Origin of the sequence: Bosea beijingensis (assembly GCF_030758975.1) — a bacterium.
Lineage (GTDB): Bacteria > Pseudomonadota > Alphaproteobacteria > Rhizobiales > Beijerinckiaceae > Allobosea > Allobosea beijingensis.
In genome coordinates this window covers 3528351-3548736 of sequence record NZ_CP132359.1, presented here as the reverse complement: position 1 = coordinate 3548736, position 20386 = coordinate 3528351, and the positions used below count along the sequence as shown (strand labels likewise).

15 protein-coding genes, 1 tRNA gene and 1 pseudogene are annotated in these 20386 nt (G+C 66.3%); 3 read left to right on the top strand and 14 right to left on the bottom strand.

Features of this window, described 5'->3' with window-relative positions; genetic code table 11:
* Positions 1-25: 25 nt before the first annotated feature.
* From Q9235_RS16955 to Q9235_RS16935, 5 genes are all read right to left on the bottom strand, one after another.
* A complete protein-coding gene (locus Q9235_RS16955; protein ID WP_306222983.1) occupies positions 26-196 on the bottom strand; it encodes a hypothetical protein in 171 nt (56 codons plus the stop codon).
* A gap of 10 nt (positions 197-206) precedes the next feature.
* The gene (kdpA, locus tag Q9235_RS16950) at positions 207-1910 is read right to left on the bottom strand and encodes a potassium-transporting ATPase subunit KdpA (protein ID WP_306222982.1); all 1704 of its coding nucleotides are present in this window, start codon (positions 1908-1910) and stop codon (positions 207-209) included.
* Positions 1911-1939: 29 nt separating this feature from the next.
* Positions 1940-2029, bottom strand: a complete 90-nt coding sequence (gene kdpF / locus Q9235_RS16945; RefSeq protein ID WP_091856849.1) for a K(+)-transporting ATPase subunit F — start codon at positions 2027-2029, stop codon at positions 1940-1942.
* A gap of 287 nt (positions 2030-2316) precedes the next feature.
* Complete coding sequence (locus Q9235_RS16940) at positions 2317-3972, bottom strand: MFS transporter (protein WP_306222981.1); 1656 nt, start codon at positions 3970-3972, stop codon at positions 2317-2319.
* A 169-nt stretch (positions 3973-4141) separates the two neighbouring features.
* Positions 4142-4226 (bottom strand) — tRNA-Leu (locus Q9235_RS16935).
* Between the two features lie 197 nt (positions 4227-4423).
* Here Q9235_RS16935 and Q9235_RS16930 point away from each other — a divergent pair.
* Both Q9235_RS16930 and Q9235_RS16925 read left to right on the top strand, forming a co-directional pair.
* Positions 4424-5035: a YqaA family protein gene (locus tag Q9235_RS16930; protein WP_306222980.1), complete on the top strand. Its 612-nt coding sequence runs from the start codon at positions 4424-4426 to the stop codon at positions 5033-5035.
* A gap of 7 nt (positions 5036-5042) precedes the next feature.
* Complete coding sequence (locus Q9235_RS16925; protein WP_306222979.1) at positions 5043-5576, top strand: disulfide bond formation protein B; 534 nt, start codon at positions 5043-5045, stop codon at positions 5574-5576.
* Positions 5577-6331: 755 nt separating this feature from the next.
* On the opposite strand, the gene Q9235_RS16920 is transcribed toward Q9235_RS16925, so the two are convergent.
* From Q9235_RS16920 to Q9235_RS16900, 5 genes and pseudogenes are all read right to left on the bottom strand, one after another.
* Positions 6332-7783 (bottom strand): tandem-95 repeat protein, encoded by a 1452-nt coding sequence (locus Q9235_RS16920; protein ID WP_306222978.1) that lies wholly within the window; start codon positions 7781-7783, stop codon positions 6332-6334.
* Positions 7740-7982, bottom strand: a pseudogene (locus Q9235_RS16915) (GTP-binding protein); the annotation flags it as partial. The pseudogene Q9235_RS16915 and the gene Q9235_RS16920, both read right to left, overlap by 44 nt.
* 125 nt (positions 7983-8107) lie before the next feature.
* Entirely contained in the window at positions 8108-8755 is a 648-nt protein-coding gene (locus Q9235_RS16910; protein ID WP_306222977.1) for a DUF1444 domain-containing protein, read from the bottom strand.
* 72 nt (positions 8756-8827) lie between these two features.
* Complete coding sequence (pncB, locus tag Q9235_RS16905; RefSeq protein WP_306222976.1) at positions 8828-10105, bottom strand: nicotinate phosphoribosyltransferase; 1278 nt, start codon at positions 10103-10105, stop codon at positions 8828-8830.
* Between the two features lie 74 nt (positions 10106-10179).
* Entirely contained in the window at positions 10180-12030 is a 1851-nt protein-coding gene (locus Q9235_RS16900) for a TRAP transporter large permease (protein ID WP_306222975.1), read from the bottom strand.
* Positions 12031-12202: 172 nt separating this feature from the next.
* Between Q9235_RS16900 and glpD the strand changes: the two genes are divergently transcribed.
* Positions 12203-13756 (top strand): glycerol-3-phosphate dehydrogenase, encoded by a 1554-nt coding sequence (gene glpD / locus Q9235_RS16895; RefSeq protein WP_306222974.1) that lies wholly within the window; start codon positions 12203-12205, stop codon positions 13754-13756.
* Positions 13757-13762: 6 nt separating this feature from the next.
* Here glpD and Q9235_RS16890 read toward each other — a convergent pair whose 3' ends face one another.
* The 4 genes from Q9235_RS16890 to tssF form a co-directional block, all read right to left on the bottom strand.
* Complete coding sequence (locus Q9235_RS16890) at positions 13763-14533, bottom strand: hypothetical protein (protein WP_306222973.1); 771 nt, start codon at positions 14531-14533, stop codon at positions 13763-13765.
* Positions 14534-14622: 89 nt separating this feature from the next.
* Entirely contained in the window at positions 14623-17352 is a 2730-nt protein-coding gene (gene tssH / locus Q9235_RS16885) for a type VI secretion system ATPase TssH (RefSeq protein ID WP_306222972.1), read from the bottom strand.
* 11 nt (positions 17353-17363) lie between these two features.
* Positions 17364-18428 carry a type VI secretion system baseplate subunit TssG gene (gene tssG, locus Q9235_RS16880; RefSeq protein WP_422678205.1) on the bottom strand — a complete coding sequence of 355 codons (1065 nt, stop codon included), beginning with the start codon at positions 18426-18428 and terminating at the stop codon, positions 17364-17366.
* A complete protein-coding gene (gene tssF, locus Q9235_RS16875) occupies positions 18425-20386 on the bottom strand; it encodes a type VI secretion system baseplate subunit TssF (protein WP_306222971.1) in 1962 nt (653 codons plus the stop codon). The genes tssG and tssF overlap by 4 nt, the downstream gene beginning before the upstream one ends.

Sequence of the window (20386 nt, the reverse complement as noted above, 5' to 3'; positions counted from 1 at the left end):
CCAGCGGAAGGGTGTAAGGTCCGGCTCAGGCGGCGACGAGGCCGGCGAGCGCGCGGACGAGCAGCAGGACGAGGAACAGCGCGACCGTCAGGCCGAGGATGATTGTGGCAGGGCGCGGGGGCGCCCTGTCCGTTTCCCGCAAGGCGGCGTCGCGGTGGACGGCGTCGCGGCGCATTTGGCGCAGGCAGCTTGCCATTTTGGCCTCCTCAGAAGCTCTGGCCCGCGAGCATCGCGAGATGCTCGACGATCGGGCCGACAGCGAGGGCAGGGAAGAAGGTCAGGCCGCCGACGATCAGGATCACGCCGACGAGCAGGCCGACGAAGAGCGGGCCGTCGGTCGGGAAAGTACCGGCGGAAGCGGGCACAGATTTCTTCGTGGCGAGCGACCCGGCGATGGCGAGCGCCGGAATGATGACGAGGAAGCGGCCGACGAGCATCGTGATGCCGAGCGTCACGTTGTACCAGAGCGTGTTGGCCGAGAGGCTGGCGAAGGCCGAGCCATTGTTCGCCGCCGCCGAGGTATAGGCGTAGAGGATCTCGGAGAAGCCGTGTGGGCCGCTGTTGCCGGCCGACGCCACCGCACCGGGCAGCACCACCGCGATCGCGGTGAAGACCAGCATGCCGGCCGGCAGGCAGAGGATGGCGAGCATCGCCATCTTGACCTCGCGCGCCTCGATCTTCTTGCCGAGGTACTCGGGCGTGCGGCCGACCATCAGGCCTGCGACGAAGATCGCCAGCACGACGAAGAGCACGATGCCGTAGAAGCCGGCGCCCACGCCGCCGACGATGACCTCGCCGAGCTCCATGTTGATCAGCGGGATCATGCCGCCGAGGGCGGTAAAGCTGCCATGCATGGCGTTGACCGCGCCGCAGGAGGCGGCGGTGGTGACGACGGCGAAGAGAGCCGAAAGCGGGATGCCGAAGCGCATCTCCTTGCCTTCGAGATTGCCGCCCTGAAGGCCGAGAGACTGGACCAGCGGATTGCCGGCAGCCTCGGCCCAGTAGCAGATCGCGACGCCGGCGATGAACAGGGCGCCCATGGCCGAGAGGATCGCCCAGCCCTGGCGCTCGTTGCCGACCATCCGGCCGAAGACATTGGTCAGCGAGGCGCCGATGGCGAAGATCGAGACCATCTGGATCAGGTTCGAGATGGCGTCGGGGTTCTCGAAGGGATGGGCCGAGTTAGCGTTGAAGAAGCCGCCGCCATTGGTGCCGAGCATCTTGATGGCGAGCTGGGAGGCGACCGGCCCGCGCGCGATGATCTGCTGGGCACCTTCGAGTGTTGTCGCCGTCACGGACGGGTCGAGCGTCTGCGGGACGCCGAGCGCGACATAGGCCAGCGTCAGCAGGATGCAGAGCGGCAGCAGGACGTAGAGTGTCGCGCGGGTCAGGTCGACCCAGAAGCTGCCGACAGACTTGGCCGAAGCGCGGGCGAAGCCGCGGATCAGCGCGACGGCGATGGCGATGCCGGTCGCGGCCGAGACGAAGTTCTGCACGGTCAGGCCAAGCATCTGCGTCAGGTAGGATAGGGTGCTTTCGCCGCCATAACCCTGCCAGTTGGTGTTGGTGACGAAGCTCACCGCCGTGTTGAAGGCGAGATCGGGCGCGACCGCACTCATGCCGTCCGGGTTCAGCGGCAGCAGGCCCTGAAAGCGCTGCAGCCCGTAGAGCAGCAGCAGCCCGGCGAGGTTGAACAGCAGCAGCGCGACGGCATAGCCGCTCCAGTGCTGCTCCTCGCGCTCGTGAGTGCCGGCGAGCGCATAGAGCCCGCGCTCGACCGGGGCGAGGATGGGTGAGAGGACGGTGCGCTCGCCCTTGAAGACGCGCGTCATGTAGCTGCCGAGCGGCTTCACCAAGGCGAGCACGATCGCGCAGAAGACGAGGATCTGGATCCAGCCATAGAGTGTCATGGAAGGGCTTTCTCAGCTCGCGCCGGCGCTCAGAAGCGTTCGGGGCGCAGCAGCGCATAGGTGAGGTAGGCGAGCAGGACCGCAGTCACTGCACCACCGAGGAGATAATCGACGAACACGGGAGGCTCCTTCAGAGCGCGCTGCAGGCCGAGACATAGGCGAGGGCTGCCGCGAAGAAGCCGAATGTGAGCGCGAGCATGGCGATATCCATTGCCGTGGTCCTTTCGACCGGGCGTTACCAATGGGCCGATGCGCACGAGCCCGCCTTCCCGCGGAAGGCGATGGCGCAGGCGCATCGACCATGGCGTGGATTATCGTGCCGGCGGCATAGCCGTTCGAGACGGCCGGCTGCGTCGCGGAATAGGAATTTTATAGGAATTCGGTGCGACCTGCGGACGCGCAGGCTTCAGCCGTGAGGCGTGTCGGACCGGAAGATGCCGGGCTTTCGCGGCACGGCGGTGGGGCGTTCGATCGAGAGGGTCACCTCCGGCGCGCCATCCCCCTGATGCAGATCGACAAGGCTGTCGTTCAGCGCCCTGTCGACCGCAGTCCGGCGGTAGTTGAAGCGCAGATAGTCGTGCCATGTCGGTGTGCGGAAGCTCTCGGTCCACACCGTGATGTCGTGCAGATTGCGCGTCAGAATCCAGCGGCGGGCGCCGTTGCGCCCCTGCGCGCGCCGGCGTTGCAGCATCAGGGCGAGGAAGGCTTCGACCTGGTCGGGAGCGATGCGGTATTCGATCTTGACCGCGATCGGCCCGCTGCGCGGCTTCAGATCGAGGCCCAGCGACGGCGCCTCGAAGTTGTCGGGCGTCGAGACGTCGGAGTCCTTGCGCTGATGGATCGGCAGGAGAAAGCCGAGAAGGGCGACGCCGAGAGAGGCCGCCGTCGACGCCTGCAAGGCGAAGCTCAGGGAATAGCTTTCGGTGACCATGCCCCAGAGCCAGCTTCCGGCAGCGAGCCCGAGCGAGGTCAGGGCGTAATAGAGCGAGATCGTCCGGCCGACGACCCAGCGCGGGCTCGCCCATTGCACGCTGATGCTCAGGCCCGACCAGCCCAGGACCCAGCCGGCGCCGCCGAGCATCAGCGCGACGGCCGCGAGAGCCGGGTTTTGAGTCAGCGAAAGGCAGAGCGTGCAGGTCGCGCAGGCCGTGCAGGCCAGCTTCAGCATCTGCTCGTCCGAGAGCTTGCGCCGCAGCGTCGTCGAGGCGAGGCCGGCCATCAGCGCTCCCGCGCCGAAGCCCGCCATCAGGGTGCCATAGGCGATCGCGCCCTGCTTTAGCTGGTCGCGAACCACCAGCGGCAGCAAGGCGAGAATGGCGATGCCCGCGAAACCGAACAGGAAGCCGCGCCCGAGCGCCGTCTTGATCTCGGAGGACAGGGAGGTGAAGCGGATACCGTCGGAGATCGCCGTCAGCATGGCTTCGGGCGGCAGGCGGGGTACCGGCACCTTCCAGCGCGAGCGCCAGACGACGGCCAGCGGCGCGAGATGGCCAAGCGTGTAGAGGCAGAAGGCCGTCAGTGGGCCGAAGGTCGCCAGGATGATGCCGCCGAGGGCCGGCCCGACGCTGCGCACGGTGTTGAAGCCGACCGAGGTCAGCGTCACCGCCGCCGCGAGATCCTTGCGGTCGACGATATCGCCGACCGAGGCCTGCCAGGCTGGATCGTTGAAGGCGATGCCGCAGCCCGCGAGAAAGCTGAAGAACAGGATGACCCAGGGATTGATCATGCCGAGCGCGACGAGGATCGTCAGCGCCGCGGCTGTCACGGTCATCAGGGTGCGGGCTGCCAGCATCACCTTGCGGCGGTTGAAATTGTCGACGATGGCGCCGGCGAAGATCGACAGGATGAAGGCGGGCAGGTTGGTCGCGGCCTGAACCAGCGCGACCATGACGCTGGATGGCGTGATGGTGGCCATCAGCCAGCTCATGGCGATCGTCTGGATCAGCCACCCCAGCCCGGAAATCAGCCCGGCGAGCCAGATCGCCCGGAACGTGACATTCCTGAGAGGCGCAAACGGCCCGGCGCCTGCCGCGGATTTCCGCACATCCATGACTCGGCTCATTCCGACGTCTGCTCCTGGCCGCCGGCGTGGTTTCCGAGCGTGATTCCGGAATCTTATGTCATGATTTTCGTCTGGAAGGCCTGATTTTCCGGCATGGACGACCTGCAGGGAGACGATCGTTCCTCGTCGCGTGGTCCAACAATGCGGGAGATGCCGCGAGAGCGGCGAATGGTGCCCCTGGCCGGGATCGAACCAGCACTCCTTGCGGAACTCGATTTTGAGTCGAGCGCGTCTACCAATTCCGCCACAGGGGCCCATTCAGGCGGGGCGGACTATAGCGATCGGCGGATGCCGGTCAATCGCCGGTGCGGCTATTCCTGCAGGTTTCGGCGGATGATCCGCAGGCGTTGCGCTGTCCGTCCCGAAAGGCGGGCGTGATGATGCGGAAACACCCCTTCCGTAGACGCGGAAGCCGTTGCCTCGCCGGCGACCGCATGCTCTAGAGCGCGCCATGCTCAAGCGCCTCTACGAATGGACGATGTCGCTCGCCGCCCGGCCGCGGGCGGAGCTCTGGCTGGCGATCGTCGCCTTCGTCGAGAGCTCGTTCTTCCTGATCCCGGCCGATGTCCTGTTCGTGCCGATGGCGCTCGCCCGGCCGCAGCGGGCGTACCGACTGGCCTTCGTCGCGACGCTGTTCTCGGTGCTCGGCGGCATCGCCGGCTATGCGCTGGGCTATTATGCCTTCGAGGCGCTGGCGAAGCCGGTTCTCGCCTTCTACGGCAAGCTCGGCGCGTTCGAGGCGCTCAAGGCCTGCGCCGGGCCGGATACGACGCTGATCCTGCTGACGACCTCGGGCCTCGCGCATCTGCCGCCGATCAAGGTGGTGACGATCCTGGCCGGCGCCGTCCATATCGGCCTGACCTTCTTCGTCATCTCCTGCGTGCTGGCTCGTGGCGCGCGCTTCTTCGCGCTCGCCTTCCTGCTCAGGCGCTATGGCGACACGATCCGCCACTTCATCGAACGTCGCCTGAAAGTGATCGCCCTGCTGGGTGCTGCCTTGCTGATCCTGCTTTATTTCGGCCTCAAGCTCATCGCAGGGTCGGGCCAGCTTTTCTCTTGCTGAGCCCGCCATGACCGCTTCCCTTGCCACTGCTTCCGCCACGCGCCGCCTGCCGAGTCCGCGGCAACTGATCGGCCTCATCGGCATCGCGAGCCTGGCGCTGATCGCCGGGGCCTGGTTCTTCGAACTCGTTCTGCATCTGAGCCCCTGCAAGCTCTGCCTCGAACAGCGCATGCCGCATTACGCTGCGATCGGATTGGCTCTGGCGGGGCTGGTGCTGGCGCGCTCGCCACGGCTGCAATGGCTGGTCCTGCTCGGCCTTGCCGGTTTGATGGCCTGGAGCACCGGACTCGGCTTCTATCATGCCGGCGTCGAATGGGGCTGGTTCATGGGGCCGAACGATTGCGGCGGAGCGGCCCCGGCTGCGGCCGGCATGCAGGATTTCATGAAGCAGCTCCAGACGACGCGGATCGTCGCCTGCTCGGAAGCGGCCTGGCGCTTCCTTGGCCTGTCGCTGGCGGGCTGGAATGCGCTGGCCTCGGCTGGGCTTTTCCTACTCGCCGTGTTCGGGCTGCTGCGGGGACGCATCGTCTCGCAGCCGTGAATGACGCCTCAGCCTGAGCCAGACGTCTGAAGCTTCGGACGGGGCTGATCCCAGGCGTGGTGAAGCCGATTGCCGATGAGACAACTGTAGCACCGCTCGGCAGGCTTGCGGCGGCGCGGCCCGGCAAGGTCAGGTTCGCGGCCCCGTTCGGACTTGATCGATGCATGCTGGGAGATCACGAAGCGCGCGAGCACGCTGGGGCCGCTTGCCTCCACAAGGCGGGATCGAAACCGCAGATGCGCCACGTCGATCCAGCCACTGATCCGAACATATCGATCCCGGAAACGCCGTCGAGCGGGTAGAAAAATGCTCGATCCGTTCTTCACAATGAAAGAGCACGGAATGGGTATGGGGCTCACCATCTGCAGTTCGATTATCGAGTTGCATCGCGGGCGATTGTAATCTGAAAAGAACCATCCAGACGGGCGGCTTTTTGTCTTTACGTTGCTGATCTGATCTCTTTGAAGCGGTGTGGCGTCAAAAATCCTAGCTCTGAATCCATTGACCGAACGGCTATCCGGCAGATCAACGCCAAGCTACCCGCCACGCGAGACAGGGTGGTAACTCGGTGTCACGCCGCATCGATGGCCACCGTGGTCTATGCGGGCATAGATGGCCCTTTGCCGACATTGCGAAGGTCTGCATATCGGCAGTGCGATGAAGGCGGCAGGCGGTAGCCGGACCTTGCCTTTCGCCGATTGCGCGGGTGGGTGCCTCCCGGCCCGGCGCGATGCACGGCCGCTATGCGGGAAGTGTTACCGGTTGCTGTTGAGGTCGTCGTGACGCAGCGCCTCCGCCAGGAACGCGATCTGGGATTGCGTCAACTCCGCAGGCAAGCCGAACCTTTCCTGAAAAAGTGGCGGACGCGTCCAGCCCTGCTGATCCGGTGCCGGCCGGATCTCGCTGGTCGACAGATCGACAATAATGTTTCGCTCGGCCGAGCCTCCGTCAACGAGGAGCGCGACGATCTTCAACCGGACCTCGTCGAGATCGATGGGCATGTCGCCGACCACCATGTCCTTCCCGGCGCGCACCAGCCAGCCCGGCAATGGCCGACCATCAGCCAGCAGCACACGGTATTCGGTCGCGCGCTGATCAGCTTCGGCAAAGCGGCTGGTGAACTCGAGCGTGATCGTGCGGCCGCGAAGCACCGACTGCACCGTCAATTCGCCCCGTTGTGCATCGTCGCCTGATTGCGGGCGAAGTTCCATCGAGCGGCTGAAGCCCTGTACCTCGGGCAGTGTGCGGTCGATCGCGCGGCGTTCGGCGTCATGGCGAAGATAGCGGTCTAGGCTGGTCTCGCCGCGCGGATCGACACCCGGCAGCGAGCGCCCGATCACCAGCGATTTTCCGGCCAAGCCGTCGAGCGGTGAGATGTCGTTCAGCGCCGAAAGGATCGGCCCATGCGCCGTCAGCGAGGTGGAGATGCCGCCGAGATCGGCGATCCTGCCAACAGCATCGAGAATGAAGGTTTCGCCGTCGGTCTGCAGCGGGAACGGAGGCTGCGTCGTTGGTTGCGTGGCCGGTGGGCGCTGCCCGCCCGAAGGCACGGTTGCGGTTTCGGGCAGGACCGAGACCAGAACCTGGCCCGTCGCCAGGCCGCGCTTTCCGTCCGAGATCGTATAGGTGATGGTCGCGACCCCGACGAAGCCGTTGGGCGGTGTGTAGGTCAGGGTGCCATCAGAGTTGATCGAGACGGTGCCGATACCGGCTTCGGCCGCGACGATGGTGAGCGGGTCTCCATCGACATCGACGTCATTGGCGAGCACGGGCAGGATTGCTTGCGCATTCTGCGGGATGGCGACGGCATCGTTGTTGGCGACCGGAGCATCGTTGACGGCGGTGACCGTGACGATAACCGTGTAAGCAGAGACGCTCGTCCCATCCGAGACCAGATACGTGAAGCTGTCCGTGCCAGAGAAATTGGCGGCTGGAACATAGCTGAAGCTGCCATCCGGGTTGACGGTCGCCGTGCCGAATCCGGATGGCCGGCCTAGCGCATAGCTGACGGGCTGCCCCTCGGGATCGGTCGCCGCAGGAAGCGTGCCGGCGAAGCTGCCGTCCTCCGGCAGCGAGATCGCGAGATCGGAGCCGACCGGCGGATCGTCGACGGGTGCGACCGTGAAGCTGACCGGGACGACGAGCGTGGCGCCGGACGAGTCGGTGACGGTGATGGCGAAGCTGTCGGCGCCGTTGAAGTTCGACATGGGCCGTCGAGATCGTGATGCCGCGGGCCTTCTCTTCCGGCGCCTTGTCGATCTGGTCATACGCCGTGAACGACGCACCGCCCGACTCCGCCAGGACCTTCGTGATCGCAGCCGTCAGAGACGTCTTGCCATGGTCGACGTGACCAATCGTTCCAATGTTGCAGTGCGGCTTGTTGCGCGCAAACTTCTCTTTGGCCATGACACCCTTGTCCTCGAAGGCGGCCCTTCGGGCCCAGAAACGCGGTCGCATTAAGAGGTTTTGAGGCGGGATGCAAGCTGCCCGATCCCATTGGCCTCCTGGGACGTCAAGAGAAGAAGCCCGCGCTAATTCTTCACCATCCAGCGCCCCCGGACGCGCTGCAGCAGGTAGGTGGTCACCGGATAGCCATCGCTCGACGTTCGAGCGATCCGGCGCAGGGCCGCGAGCGCCTCCGGATCGGCTCCATCACCGAAGGCGACGATATCGCGCGCCGGCACCGCGACGACCAGGCCGTCGGGGAGATTCGGGATCGCGGACCAGACCTCGGGGAGCAGCAGCAGCGCTGCATTGTAGTCCGCCTCAAAGGACAGGGTCCTGACGGGCCCATGCTCCTCGATCTGCAAGCGCGCGACCCTGCGCCTCAGGTTTTCCCGCCCAACATTCATCATATCCTGGTCGCTGAGCCCGAAACGCTTTCCTTCACCGCTCATGACGTAGCGAGACGTATTCTTACGATCTTCAACGACGACGACCGAGATATCGCCCCCTAGATCCGCATGAACGAGTCCCGGCATAGGCTGCGATTGCCCACGGGCCTTTTCAGCGACAGCCACGACGAAGCTTCGGTTCTTGACGGTGAGTAACAGCGAGTTCTTGAACGCGGCGGCGTCGCGGTGAGGTACGCCACACCCAGCACAATCCGCCGTTTCAGCGTTCGATGAAGCCGGCCACATCACGAATATGGCAAACACCAAAATCAGCAAGCGCATCATGTCGAGCCCCCCAGCCCGCAAGCATGATGGCGCGGCAAGAACATAATGGCAACATATTTCGCTGACGCAACGTCAGGAAACGCCGAACACCCGCCGGTAGCGCTTCACCGTTTCGGGATCGCCCGAGACCTTCTCGGGATTGTCCGAGAGCTTCACGGCCGGGCGCCCGTTCGCCTTGGTGACCTTGCAGACCAGCGAGATCGGATCGAGCGCGCGCGAGCCGTCCGGCGAGCAGCCGACGAGGTCGTTGGTCAGGTCCGTGCCCCAGCCGAAGGCCATGCGGACCTTGCCGTCGAAATGGTGGTAGACGCGTTCGATCGCCTCGACATCGAGCCCGTCGGAGAAGACCAGCATCTTGTCGCGCGGATCGCGTCCATGCTCGCGCCACCAGGCCATGATCGTCTCGCCGGCCGGGATCGGCGGCGCGCTGTCGGGGCGGAAACCGGTCCAGTCGGCGACCCAGTCGGGCGCATGGCGCAGGAAGCTCTGCGAGCCGAAGGCGTCGGGCAGCGCGATCAGCAGGTTGCCTCCATAGACCTGGCGCCACTCGTCGAGCACGCGATAGGGCGCACGCAGCAGGTCCTCGTCCGTTTCGGCCAGCGCCGCCAGCACCATCGGCAGTTCATGCGCGTTGGTGCCGATGGCCTCCAGATCGGCATCCATCGCCAGCAATACGTTCGAGGTGCCGGTGAAGGCTGAGCCCAGACCTTCCTTCAGCGCTTCGACGCACCAGCGCTGCCAGAGATGGCCGTGGCGCCGGCGCGTGCCGAAATCGGAAAGTTTGAGGTTCGGCAGCTTCTGCAGCCGCTCGACCTTGTCCCACATCTTGGCCTTGGCGCGGGCATAGAGCACGTCGAGCGAGAAGCGCTTCTGGCCGAGCATGACGCGGCGCGCCCGGAGCTCGTTGATGATCGCCAGCGCCGGCACCTCCCACATCGTGCTGTGGGTCCAGGGGCCCTCGAAATGCAGTTCGTACTGGCCGTCGACCTTGCGCAGGTCGTAATCGGGCAACTGAAAATCGGCGAGCCAAGCCATGAAATCCGGCGAGAACATCTGGGTCTTGCCGTAGAAGCTGTTGCCCGACAGCCAGATCAGTTCGTTTTTGGTGAAACGCAGCGAGCGGGCATGGTCGAGTTGCGCCCGAAGCTCACCCTCGTCGACGATGTCCGCGAGCCGGATATGCTTCGAGCGGTTGATCAGCGAGAAGGTGACCTGCACGTCCGGGTGGAAGGCCCGGATCATCTGCAGCATCAGGAGCTTGTAGAAATCGGTGTCGAGCAGGCTGCGGATGATAGGGTCGAGCCGCCAGCCGTGATTGTAGGTCCGCGTCGCGATGTCGGTGAAAATCATATCGGCATCAAGTCCGGGGCCGGCTCACGGCGAAGGCGATGGAACGGCGCGGGCGCCGGGCGAAGGAAGACGCATCAGAACAGCGCCTTGAGCCAAGGCGCAAGCGCGGGCCACGCAGCCATGCCCAGCGACAGCACCATGAGCGCCGCCAGCAGCACGCCGAGCAGCGGCAGGACGGCCCGGAAAACCGCGCCCGCCGGCACGCGCATGATGCCGCTGACGACATAGACGAGGATGCCAAGCGGCGGCGTCAGCCCATGAATCATCAGGTTGACGACCAGCACCACGCCGAACTGGATCGGATCGAGTCCCGCCGCCACCGCGACCGGCAGCAGCAGCGGCGCCAGCAGCAGGATCGCCGCGCCGATATCGAGGAAGAGTCCGGCGACCAGCAACACGAGATTGGCGAGCAGCATTACCGCATAGGGCCCGGCGCCGAACGCGGTCACGAGCCCGGCCATCTGCTCGGAGACGCGATCGACCGCGAGCAGGAAAGCGAAGGGCGCGGACGCACCGATCAGCAGGCCGATCGCAGCCGCCTCCGCCGCCGATTTGCGCAAGGCGGCCAGCACGCCGCGCGCATTCAGGCTGCGCAGCGCGAGGCAGGCGATCACGGCATAGGCGACGGCGAGCGCCGACGCCTCCGTGACCGTCACCACGCCGAAACGGATGCCGACGACCACGACGATGCCGAGCCCGATCGCCGGAATGGCGCCGATCAGCGCCCTGCCCCGCTCGGCCATGCTCGCCTTGGGCGCGGCATCGACGACGCCACGGACGCTGAGATGAATGCCGATCGCCAGGGCCAGTGCCAGCACGCCGCCCGCCACGAAGCCGCCCACAAGCAACGAGCCGACGGAGAGATTGGTTGCGCTCGCCAGGATCAGGAAGGCGATCGAGGGCGGGATGATGTTGTCGAGCATCGAGACGCCCGCGACGATCGCCGCCGCATTGGCCGGCGGATAGCCCCGCGCCACCAGCGTCGGCGCCATCACCTTGGCCCCGAAGGCGGCGTTCGCGACCGAGGAGCCCGACGCTCCCGAGAACAGCACGCTCGCGACCAGCGCCGTCTGCGCGAGCCCCGCCCGCCAATGCCCGACCAATGTCGCGGCAAAGCGGATCAGGCGCTCGGCGAGCCCGCCTGCGGTCAGCAGTTCGCCGGCCAGCAGGAAGAACGGAATCGCCAGCAGCAGGAACTTCCCGACGCCGCCGACCATGGTCTGGACGATCGCCGGCTCCGGCATCAACCCGCCGAACGGCCCGGTCAGCGATACACCGGCCAGAAGCGCGAAGGGCAAGGGAGCACCAAGCAGTAGCCCCGCCCCCGCGACGAGCGCCGCGACCAGGCTCGGCGTCGGAAACAGATCGAAGGAGAGCTGCGCCAACCCGTAGAGACAGCCGCCGAGCATCAGCGTCGCCAACGCACCGGCCCAGCCGCGTTCGATTCCAGCTCGCAGGAACAGCGCCAGAATCGTCAGCCCGCCACCGCAGGCGAAGACGGCGAAGCGCAAGGCCTCCGGCAGGCCGAGCACGGTCGAGTGTCCGCCAACGAGCGCCGCGACATTGGCTCCTCCGGCCGCCAGCACCAGCGCGCCATAGAAAGCGATGGCATCGGCGAGCACGGCCGCAATCCGTCGTGGAATCGTCGGCAACAGTCGTACCAGCACATCGAGCCGCATCGCCAGCGTGCCGGTGACCGCGAGCGACGCACCGACCGCGATCAGCGCCAGATGCAGCCAGATCGCGAGTTCGTCCGACCAGACGAAGCCGCCGCCGAACAGATAACGCTGCAGGACGGCTGCCATGACCACGAGGAACAGCGCTGCCAGGATCGCCGCGCCGACGCATTCCAGCACCGTGCGGAAGGCAGCCTCCGCCCGTTCCGGGAAACGCCTCCCGCGCTCGCGATCCACCGGTTGGCTCATCCTGCCGTCATGCCCTGCCCGTATGCCCTGTTCCGGCCTCGTGCCCTTCCCGTCAAGCCGCACGAATTGACATCACCCTTGAATTGACCGCAGGAGCGGGGCTTGCCGCGTCGTCCCGGCCGGGATTGGATGGCGCCATCGATCAGCCTTTCCAGCCTTCCAGAAGATGCGCATGGCTTCCGAAACGACCTCTCCTTTAGCCGGCTTCGGCACCGCCCCCGCCACTCCCTACGACCTCGCCGTGATCGGCGGCGGCATCAATGGCGCAGGTATCGCCCGCGACGCAGCCGGGCGCGGCGCCTCGGTCGTCCTATTCGAGAAGGATGATCTCGCCAGCGCCACCTCCTCGCGTTCGACCAAGCTGATCCATGGTGGCCTGCGCTATCTCGAGCACTACAAGTTCCGGCTGGTGCGCGAGGCGCTGATGGAGCGCGAGCGGCTCTGGGCCATCGCGCCGCATATCATCCGCCCGCTCCGCTTCGTGCTGCCGCATCACAAGGGCCTGCGCCCCGCATGGCTGCTCCGGCTCGGCCTGTTCCTCTACGACCATATCGGCGGCCGCAAGCTCCTGCCGGCGACGCGCACGCTCGACCTTGCCCATGACGCCGTCGGCAAGCCACTCAAGGACGACAAGGCAAAGGCCTTCGAATATTCCGATTGCTGGGTCGAGGACGCGCGTCTCGTCGTGCTGAACGCGATGGATGCCGCCGTGCGTGGCGCCGCGATCCACACCCGCACCCGCGTCACCGCGGCGCGGCGCGAGAACGGCCTCTGGCAGCTCGACACGGACGGCCCCCACGGCCGCCAGATGACCTGGGCACGCACGCTCGTCAATGCCGCCGGCCCCTGGGTCGGCGATGTCCTGAACGGCGTGATCCACACCAATGCCAGGGCCGGCGTCCGCATGGTCCAGGGCAGCCATATCGTCGTGCCGAAACTGTACGAGCACGATCGCTGCTACATCTTCCAGAACGCCGACGGGCGCATCATCTTCGCGATTCCCTATGAGCAGGACTTCACGCTGATCGGCACGACCGACCGCGACTATCACGGCGACCCCGCCGAGGTCGTCGCGACACCGGACGAGATCGCCTATCTCTGTGCCGCCGCGAGCGAGTATTTCCGCCAGCCCGTCACGCCGGACTCGGTGGTCTGGACCTATTCGGGCGTGCGCCCGCTCTACGATGATGGCGCCTCGAAGGCGCAGGAAGCGACGCGCGACTACGTGCTGACGCTCGATGCGCCCGAGGGCGAAGCGCCGCTGCTCTCCGTCTTCGGCGGCAAGATCACGACCTATCGCCGCCTCGCCGAGGCCGCGATCGCCAGGCTCGCGCCGCTCGTGCCCTGGGCCGCCCGCGCCGAATGGACCGTTGCCGGCGCCCTGCCCGGCGGCGATTTCCCGGTTGGCGGCTTCGACAAGCTGGTCGGCGAGATCGCCGCCGCCCGTCCCTGGCTCGAACTTCGCACCGCAAAACGGCTCGCCCGCGCCTATGGCACCCGCGCCCGCGACATCCTCGGCGGTGCGAGGAACCTGACCGACCTCGGTCGGCATTTCGGCGCCGATCTCTACGAGCGCGAGGTTCGCTATCTGATGAAGGCGGAATGGGCGCGCCGGGCGCAGGACGTGCTCTGGCGCCGCGGCAAGCTGGGGCTACGGCTTTCCAAACCCGAGAGCGAGGCACTCGACGATTTCATGCAGCGAGAGGCGATAGCGGAGGCGGTCTAGCTCCGCTCAGGCGATCCAGGCCGGCGGCCGCACGACGATGATCTTGCCGGTGCCATCGACCTGTATGTACTTGCCGTTGCCGCCGCTCTTGACCTCGTCCCAACCGAGCCGGCCGTGCTTCGGGCCAAAATGGCCGGAGCCGTCATTGGCGCCGTTCGAATGGGCAATCAGCAACGCGTCCGGAATGACGTTGGTGTAGGACACCAGTGCGATATGGCCGGGCTTGCGGGTTTCCAGCATCTTGTCGGTCATCCAGACGACCATGTCGCCGGTCCTGACCTCGTCGAAATCCCAGATCAGGGCACTGGGCAGCCCGGGCGGCTTGCCCTTCTTGGCTGCGCCGACGAGGAACGGGCAGCTCGCCCCGCCAGAATACTTGTCGAGGCTGATCCGGCTCAGCTCGCTGTAATAGGCGACGACGAAGCCCGTGCAGTCGACGCCGAGGCTCTGGTCGGCCCAGGCCTGGATCGTGCTTTCCGTCGCCTTGCCGGTATCGAGCGCGAGATTGAGGATGTGCCCGCAATCGTCGGGACTGACCTTGCCCATGCTGGCGCGGTTGAACGCCTTCTTGTCGACGGAAAGCTTTCGCTTCGCCGCCTCCTGCATGACGAGGTTGCGCTTGGTCGCCCCGGCATCGGCATTGTGGATGCCGATCATGTATTTGTTGATCGACACCGTGGTGTCGCCCACCGGGACATTCCAGTAGCGGTCGACCCAATCCGCCGGCGATGGCGAGGCGTTGGCGACATCGGTCGGGTTGCTCGGATCCGGCACCATGGGCGTCTTCCTCGCTCGTGCATCGGCCCGAAAAGTGGAACGCGGTTTTCGGGAGAAGCCGATGCCAACTTAAGGATCGGGCAGGCGGCTCACGCCACCTGGTAGGCGAACTGACCGTCCTCAACCGCGACCTTCGCCTCTGTCAGCGGCTTCTTCTCCAGTTGCAGGTTAAGGATCGCACGCGAGAGCGCCGGCAGCATCGAGTTGGTGATGATGTTGTCGATCATGCGCCCGCCCGAATCCGGGTCGTTGCACTGGCCGACGATGTGCTCGACCACCGCGTCGTCATAGACGAACGCCGCCTTGTGGTTCTCGGCCAGGCGCTTGCCGATGCGCCCGAGCTGGAGCCTGACGATTCCCGCCAGCATGTCCGAGGACAGCGGATAATACGGGATCGTCACGAGCCGCCCGATCAGCGCCGGCGGGAAGACCTTGAGCAGTGCCGGCCGGAGCGACACCGCCATCGCCTCCGGATCAGGCTTGGCGGCGCCGTTCGCCGACATGCTCATGATCTCGTCGGTGCCGACATTCGAGGTCAGGATAATCAGCGTGTTCTTGAAATCGATGCGCCGGCCGGTGCCGTCCTCCATCTGGCCCTTGTCGAAAACCTGGAAGAACAGCTCATGGACATCCGGGTGCGCCTTCTCGACCTCGTCGAGCAGCACCACCGAATAGGGCTTGCGCCTGACCGCTTCGGTCAAGCGCCCGCCCTCGCCATAGCCGACATAGCCGGGAGGCGCCCCCTTCAGCGTCGAGACGGTATGCGCCTCCTGGAACTCGCTCATGTTGATGGTGATGACGTTCTGCTCGCCGCCATAGAGGGATTCCGCCAAGGCCAACGCCGTCTCGGTCTTGCCGACGCCGGACGGGCCGCAGAGCATGAACACGCCGATCGGCTTGTTGGGATTGTCGAGCCTGGCGCGGTTGGTCTCGATGCGCTTGGCGATCATGCCGATGCCGTGGCCCTGCCCGACGACGCGCTTGTTCAGCGTCTCGGCTAGGTTGAGCACGGTCTCGATCTCGTCCTTGACCATTCGGCCGACCGGGATGCCGGTCCAGTCCGAGACGACCGAGGCGACGGATTGCTCGTCGACATGGGCGTAGATCATCCGGTTGGCCGGATCGATCTCGCTCAGTGCCGCGAATTTGGCATTGAGTGCCGCGCGCGATTCTTCGGGATCTGCAGCGGACTCGGATGCAGGAGCCTCCGCTTCGGCCGGAGCCTCCTCCGTGCTCGCATCAGGCTGGGCGGCTGCTGCCTTCCCCTCCCCACCCGTCGCCTTCTCGCTGAGCTTCGTCCGCAGCGCCTTGATCTCCTCGACGATCGCGAGCTCGCCCGCCCAGGCGCCTTCGAGGCCTGAAAGCTTCTCCTGACGGTCACTGATTTCGGCTTCGATCTCGCCGAGGCGCTTGGTAGCGTCCGTGCCGAGATCGGCATCCGCCGTCAGCGCCGCCTTTTCCTGCTCCAGCGACGAGATGGCGACGCGGGCATCCTCGATCGCGGCCGGCGTCGCGCTCTGGCTGATGGCGACACGGGCGCAGGCCGTGTCGAGCAGGCTCACCGCCTTGTCGGGCAATTGCCGCGCCGGGATATAGCGATGCGACAGCGAGACCGCCGCAACGATCGCCGCGTCCGAGATGCGGACCTTGTGGTGCTTCTCCATCGGGCCGATCAGCCCGCGCAGCATGGTGCAGCAGCGCGCCACATCGGGCTCGTCGACCTGCACCGGCTGGAAGCGCCGGGTCAGCGCCGGGTCCTTCTCGAAATACTGGCGGTATTCCGACCAGGTCGTCGCCGCGATCGTGCGCAGCGTGCCGCGTGCCAGCGCCGGCTTCAGCAGGTTCGCGGCATCGCCCGTGCCGGCCTGCCCGCCGGCGCCGATCAGCGTATGCGCTTCGTCGATGAACAGGATCACCGGCGTCGGCGAGGACTGCACCTCGTCGATCACCGAGCGCAGTCGCTGCTCGAACTCACCCTTCATCGAGGCGCCCGCCTGCATCAGGCCGATATCGAGCGCGCAGACGCGTACACCCCGGAGCGGCGGCGGCACGTCGCCGGAAGCGACGCGCTGGGCGAAACCCTCCGCGATCGCGGTCTTGCCGACGCCGGCCTCGCCGGTGAGGATCGGGTTGTTCTGACGCCGGCGCATCAGCACGTCGATGACCTGCCGGATCTCGTCATCGCGGCCGAGGATCGGGTCCATCGTGCCGGAGCGGGCCTTGACGGTGAGGTCCTGCGAGAAGCGGTCGAGTGCGGTCGTGCCCTTCGCGCCCTCGGCCTGTTCGGCACCGGGCGTGCCTGCCGCACGCAGGCCCGAGCCGTCCATCGGCCGGAGGTTTTCTTCCTCGGAGCTTTCCCAGATCTTGCCGTAGCCTGCGGCCAGTTCCTCGACCGAGATCTTGGAGAATTCCTTGGAGAGCCCGGTCAGCACGCGGCGGAGTTCCGTCGATTTCAGTGCCGCGACCAGCAGGTGGCCGGTCCTGATCTGCGTCTCCCCGAAGAACAGGGTCGCGTAGTGCCAGCCACGGTCGAGGATATCGACGATGTGGTTGGCGATGCCCGGCATCTCCGTCTCGTTGCGGCGGAAGCCCTCGACCACGCCGCCGAGCTCCATCAGCATCTTGGCGCGGTCGAGCTTGTAATGGTCCGCGGTCAGGGTCAGGTCGTTCGACGTGCCCTGCAGGATCTGCAGCAGCCAATGCGCCAGTTCGACATTGCGGTTCCCCGCCCCCTTCGCCTGCCGGAGCGCCTGCAGGAAGGTGTCGTAGCCGACCCGGTTGAGCTTGCCTGTGACGGCTTCGAGGCTGATATCGGCCATGGTCGTCCCCTTCAATATCCGGTGGCCGCAGCGCGGCTTCGTTTCAGTCGCAGGCTTTCGGCGGGATGGAATCGGGCGTCGCGGCGTAGCGCGCCCTCCTCGACATTCCAGTTCGGCGCCATCCAGCTCGTCCAGCCGAGATGGCCGGACTGGCCGAGCCGGACCGGCTTGACCTCGCCGACCGGCAAGGCGAGTTCGACATCCCACTCGAACTGCTCGCCGAGATGGAAGAACACCGCATCGGCCAGAGGCTCGCAGCGGTCGCCATCCGGCAGGAAGCGCTCGAACTGTTCGAGATCGCGGGCGACGATCTTGACGCGGAACTTGTCCTCGACGCTGTAGACGCTGCCGCCCAGCAGAGCGTCGCTGCCGAGCGAGCAATGCGAGCCGCCGAGCCGTGTCCGGTCGGCCGGATCGAAGACCAGCCACATGCCGGTGAACTGCTCGATCTCGATGTCGGCCTTGAACAGGCCGGAGAGGAAGCGCCGCAGCCGCGAGGCCGATTTCGCCTGCGCGCCGATCAGGCCGGCATGGGCGAGCTTCTCGGCATCAGGCACCGAGTCGCGCTTGAGATAGGGCTTCGAGCCCACCCCGATCATGCTGCCGATATAGGCGGCGAAGCGGTCGAGATCGGGCCGGTCATGCTGCGCGACCGGCCGCGAATCCGCCCAGGCCCGGTAGAACAGTTGCAGGAAGCGGTGGTTGAAGATGTCGAGGAAGCGCGGGAACGCGTCGTCGCGCACCAGTGTCCAGTGATAGCTCTCCTCGGTCGTCGCCAGCGGCAGCGGCCCCTGCGGCCCGAGCAGGCCGAGGAACTTGACGAAGAGCCGCATCCGCCCCTGCCCGTCGCGATCGGCTGCCGCGATGCTCGATGCCGGGAAGTCGAGATAGGGCTGCTCGCCCAGCGCGACATATTCGTCGCGCCGGGAGGCGACGTCGCCGACGCGCGGTCGATCCAGGAAGCTGCGCTCCAGTCGGCGCATCGCCGCATAGAAATCGAAGCGCCAGGGCTCGGCCTCGAGCTGCGCCTGATAGTTCGGCGCCTTCTCCAGCGGGGTGGCGGCGTCCTCGCTCACAGGATGCGCCTCGCACCGGCGCGCGGCGGAAAGCGCATGACCTCGCCGCGCTCGACGGTGCGGATCACCGTCTGGGTGAAATGGTTCATCGCCGCGTATTCGGCGAAGAAGCGGTCGAGCACCGCCCCAAGCAGGAAGACGCCGGAGCCCTCGAAGGCCTTCTCGTCGAGCAGCACGGTGATTTCGAGCCCGCGCGCCGCGCCCGTCCCCGCCCGCTGCGGGAATCGGCGCACGACGGCGCGGCTGTCGACGCCCTTGATGCCACGGATGCGCCGCTCCGTAGCACTGTCGGCGAGATCGGCGAACAGCGACAGCAGCTCCCGCAGCGCCTCGCCGTTCTCGCCCGCGCCGCGCTGGACGAGGCCGAGATGGTTGAGGCTGATCAGGTTGACCAGCCGCCAGGTCACGACGCCGGTGCTCGCGGTCTCCGAACGCAGCTTGAGCTGGGAGACGACCGGCTCGCGCGGCGGCGTCGGCCCGGCCAGGCAGGCGATGTCGAGCGAAACATTGTCGATGAGGCGGAAATCGGCGCCGCCCTGCCCGGTCGGCAGATGCTCGGTCAGGTGCCGGTTCGAGCAGAGCGCCCGCACGCTGAGCTCGGCCACAGAGGCGGTATCCGAGACGCCCGCCGGCTCGACCAGCGAGATGAACATCTCCGTGCCCGTATAGTCGGAGGCCCTGCCCTGCCGGCGCTCGGCCGAGGAGCGGCGCCGCGGCAGACGGCGCTGCGTATAGTGCAGCCCCTGCGTCGGCGAGGCGCCCTCTGGCGAGGAATAGAGCGGGTGGACCGGCTGCTTCTCGCGTCCGCCGACATAATGCGCATGGACCGACAGGATGCTGTGCGGCTCGTAGTCGAGCGCGCGGCTGCGGTCCGGCACGACATGGAACTCGTGCTGGTTCGTCTTGACCGGAATACGGTCCGTCGTCTTCTCGAACAGGTTGATCGCCGGCGCCGCATAGAGCGCGAACATCTCCTTACGCACTGCGGCAGGGAGCCGCGTGTTCGACTCGTCGAAGACGAAGATGATGTCGACCGACTTGGCCTTGAGCTTCGGCATGATGCGGCCAAGCCCCTCCAGCCGGAAGCCGAGGAACTTGCGCGGAAACCAGAACAGTTCGCGCAGCAGGTCGAAGCCGCGGAAGACGCGGGTATCGGCCGGCAGCAGCGCCTCGTCCTCCTCGAACCCGATCTGTTCGATGCGGCAGTCATCCCCCGGCGTCACCACGGGATCGCCGAATTCGTCGAGATGGCGGAAATGGATGCCGACGCAGTTCGAGAACAATTGCTCGTAGAGCGCGACCGCGTCGGCTTCGCTGCCGAGCAGATGGAACGGCAACTCGCGGGTGCGGCAGCCGGCGAACCAGCTCGCCGGGTTCTTCAATGCTTGCGCCGCGGAAGGCTCCTGCTCCCGGTCGGCCATCATCCGATGCGTGAGCGAGATGCGCAGCCCGGACAACGCCCGCGGGCCGGTGCGCAGGCCGAGCGCCTGCAACGGCCCCGGCGCCGGGATATATTCGGCGGCGGTGATCTCGAAGGGCCAGAGCGTGACGTCGCCGCCGAGGCGATAGCGGCAGGCGACCCGGCGCTCGCGCTCCAGATAGGTCGCGTCGATATAGGAACCGCGCGCGATCCGCATGCCCTCGCGCAGCGCCGGATCGGAATAGGTCGGCACTATGCCGGCGAGCAACGCCGAGGGCGTCGGCGCCAGGTAATTCGGCAGCAGTTGCTCGATCAGGTTGTTGGTGAATTCCGGGAACTCGTGCTTGAGCTTGAGCTGGACGCGGGCGGCGAGGAAGGCCGCGCCCTCCAGCAAACCGCCGACCATCGGATCCATGCGCTCGCCGGCAAGCCCGCCGAGCCGCTCGGCGATGCCCGGATATTCCTCCGCGAACTCCTTGCTGTGCTCCATGAAGAGCCGGAGTTCCTGGTTGTAGAGGTCGAGAAACTCCTGGTTCAT

What these genes read in the sequence shown, in the direction of transcription:
- Q9235_RS16955 (WP_306222983.1), bottom strand. Translation starts at nt 196, where the DNA reads ATGGCAAGCTGCCTGCGCCAAATGCGCCGCGACGCCGTCCACCGCGAC.
- kdpA (WP_306222982.1), bottom strand. Translation starts at nt 1,910, where the DNA reads ATGACACTCTATGGCTGGATCCAGATCCTCGTCTTCTGCGCGATCGTG.
- Q9235_RS16940 (WP_306222981.1), bottom strand. Translation starts at nt 3,972, where the DNA reads ATGAGCCGAGTCATGGATGTGCGGAAATCCGCGGCAGGCGCCGGGCCG.
- Q9235_RS16930 (WP_306222980.1), top strand. Translation starts at nt 4,424, where the DNA reads ATGCTCAAGCGCCTCTACGAATGGACGATGTCGCTCGCCGCCCGGCCG.
- Q9235_RS16925 (WP_306222979.1), top strand. Translation starts at nt 5,043, where the DNA reads ATGACCGCTTCCCTTGCCACTGCTTCCGCCACGCGCCGCCTGCCGAGT.
- Q9235_RS16920 (WP_306222978.1), bottom strand. Translation starts at nt 7,783, where the DNA reads ATGTCGAACTTCAACGGCGCCGACAGCTTCGCCATCACCGTCACCGAC.
- Q9235_RS16910 (WP_306222977.1), bottom strand. Translation starts at nt 8,755, where the DNA reads ATGATGCGCTTGCTGATTTTGGTGTTTGCCATATTCGTGATGTGGCCG.
- pncB (WP_306222976.1), bottom strand. Translation starts at nt 10,105, where the DNA reads ATGATTTTCACCGACATCGCGACGCGGACCTACAATCACGGCTGGCGG.
- Q9235_RS16900 (WP_306222975.1), bottom strand. Translation starts at nt 12,030, where the DNA reads ATGAGCCAACCGGTGGATCGCGAGCGCGGGAGGCGTTTCCCGGAACGG.
- glpD (WP_306222974.1), top strand. Translation starts at nt 12,203, where the DNA reads ATGGCTTCCGAAACGACCTCTCCTTTAGCCGGCTTCGGCACCGCCCCC.
- Q9235_RS16890 (WP_306222973.1), bottom strand. Translation starts at nt 14,533, where the DNA reads ATGGTGCCGGATCCGAGCAACCCGACCGATGTCGCCAACGCCTCGCCA.
- tssH (WP_306222972.1), bottom strand. Translation starts at nt 17,352, where the DNA reads ATGGCCGATATCAGCCTCGAAGCCGTCACAGGCAAGCTCAACCGGGTC.
- tssF (WP_306222971.1), bottom strand. Translation starts at nt 20,386, where the DNA reads ATGAACCAGGAGTTTCTCGACCTCTACAACCAGGAACTCCGGCTCTTC.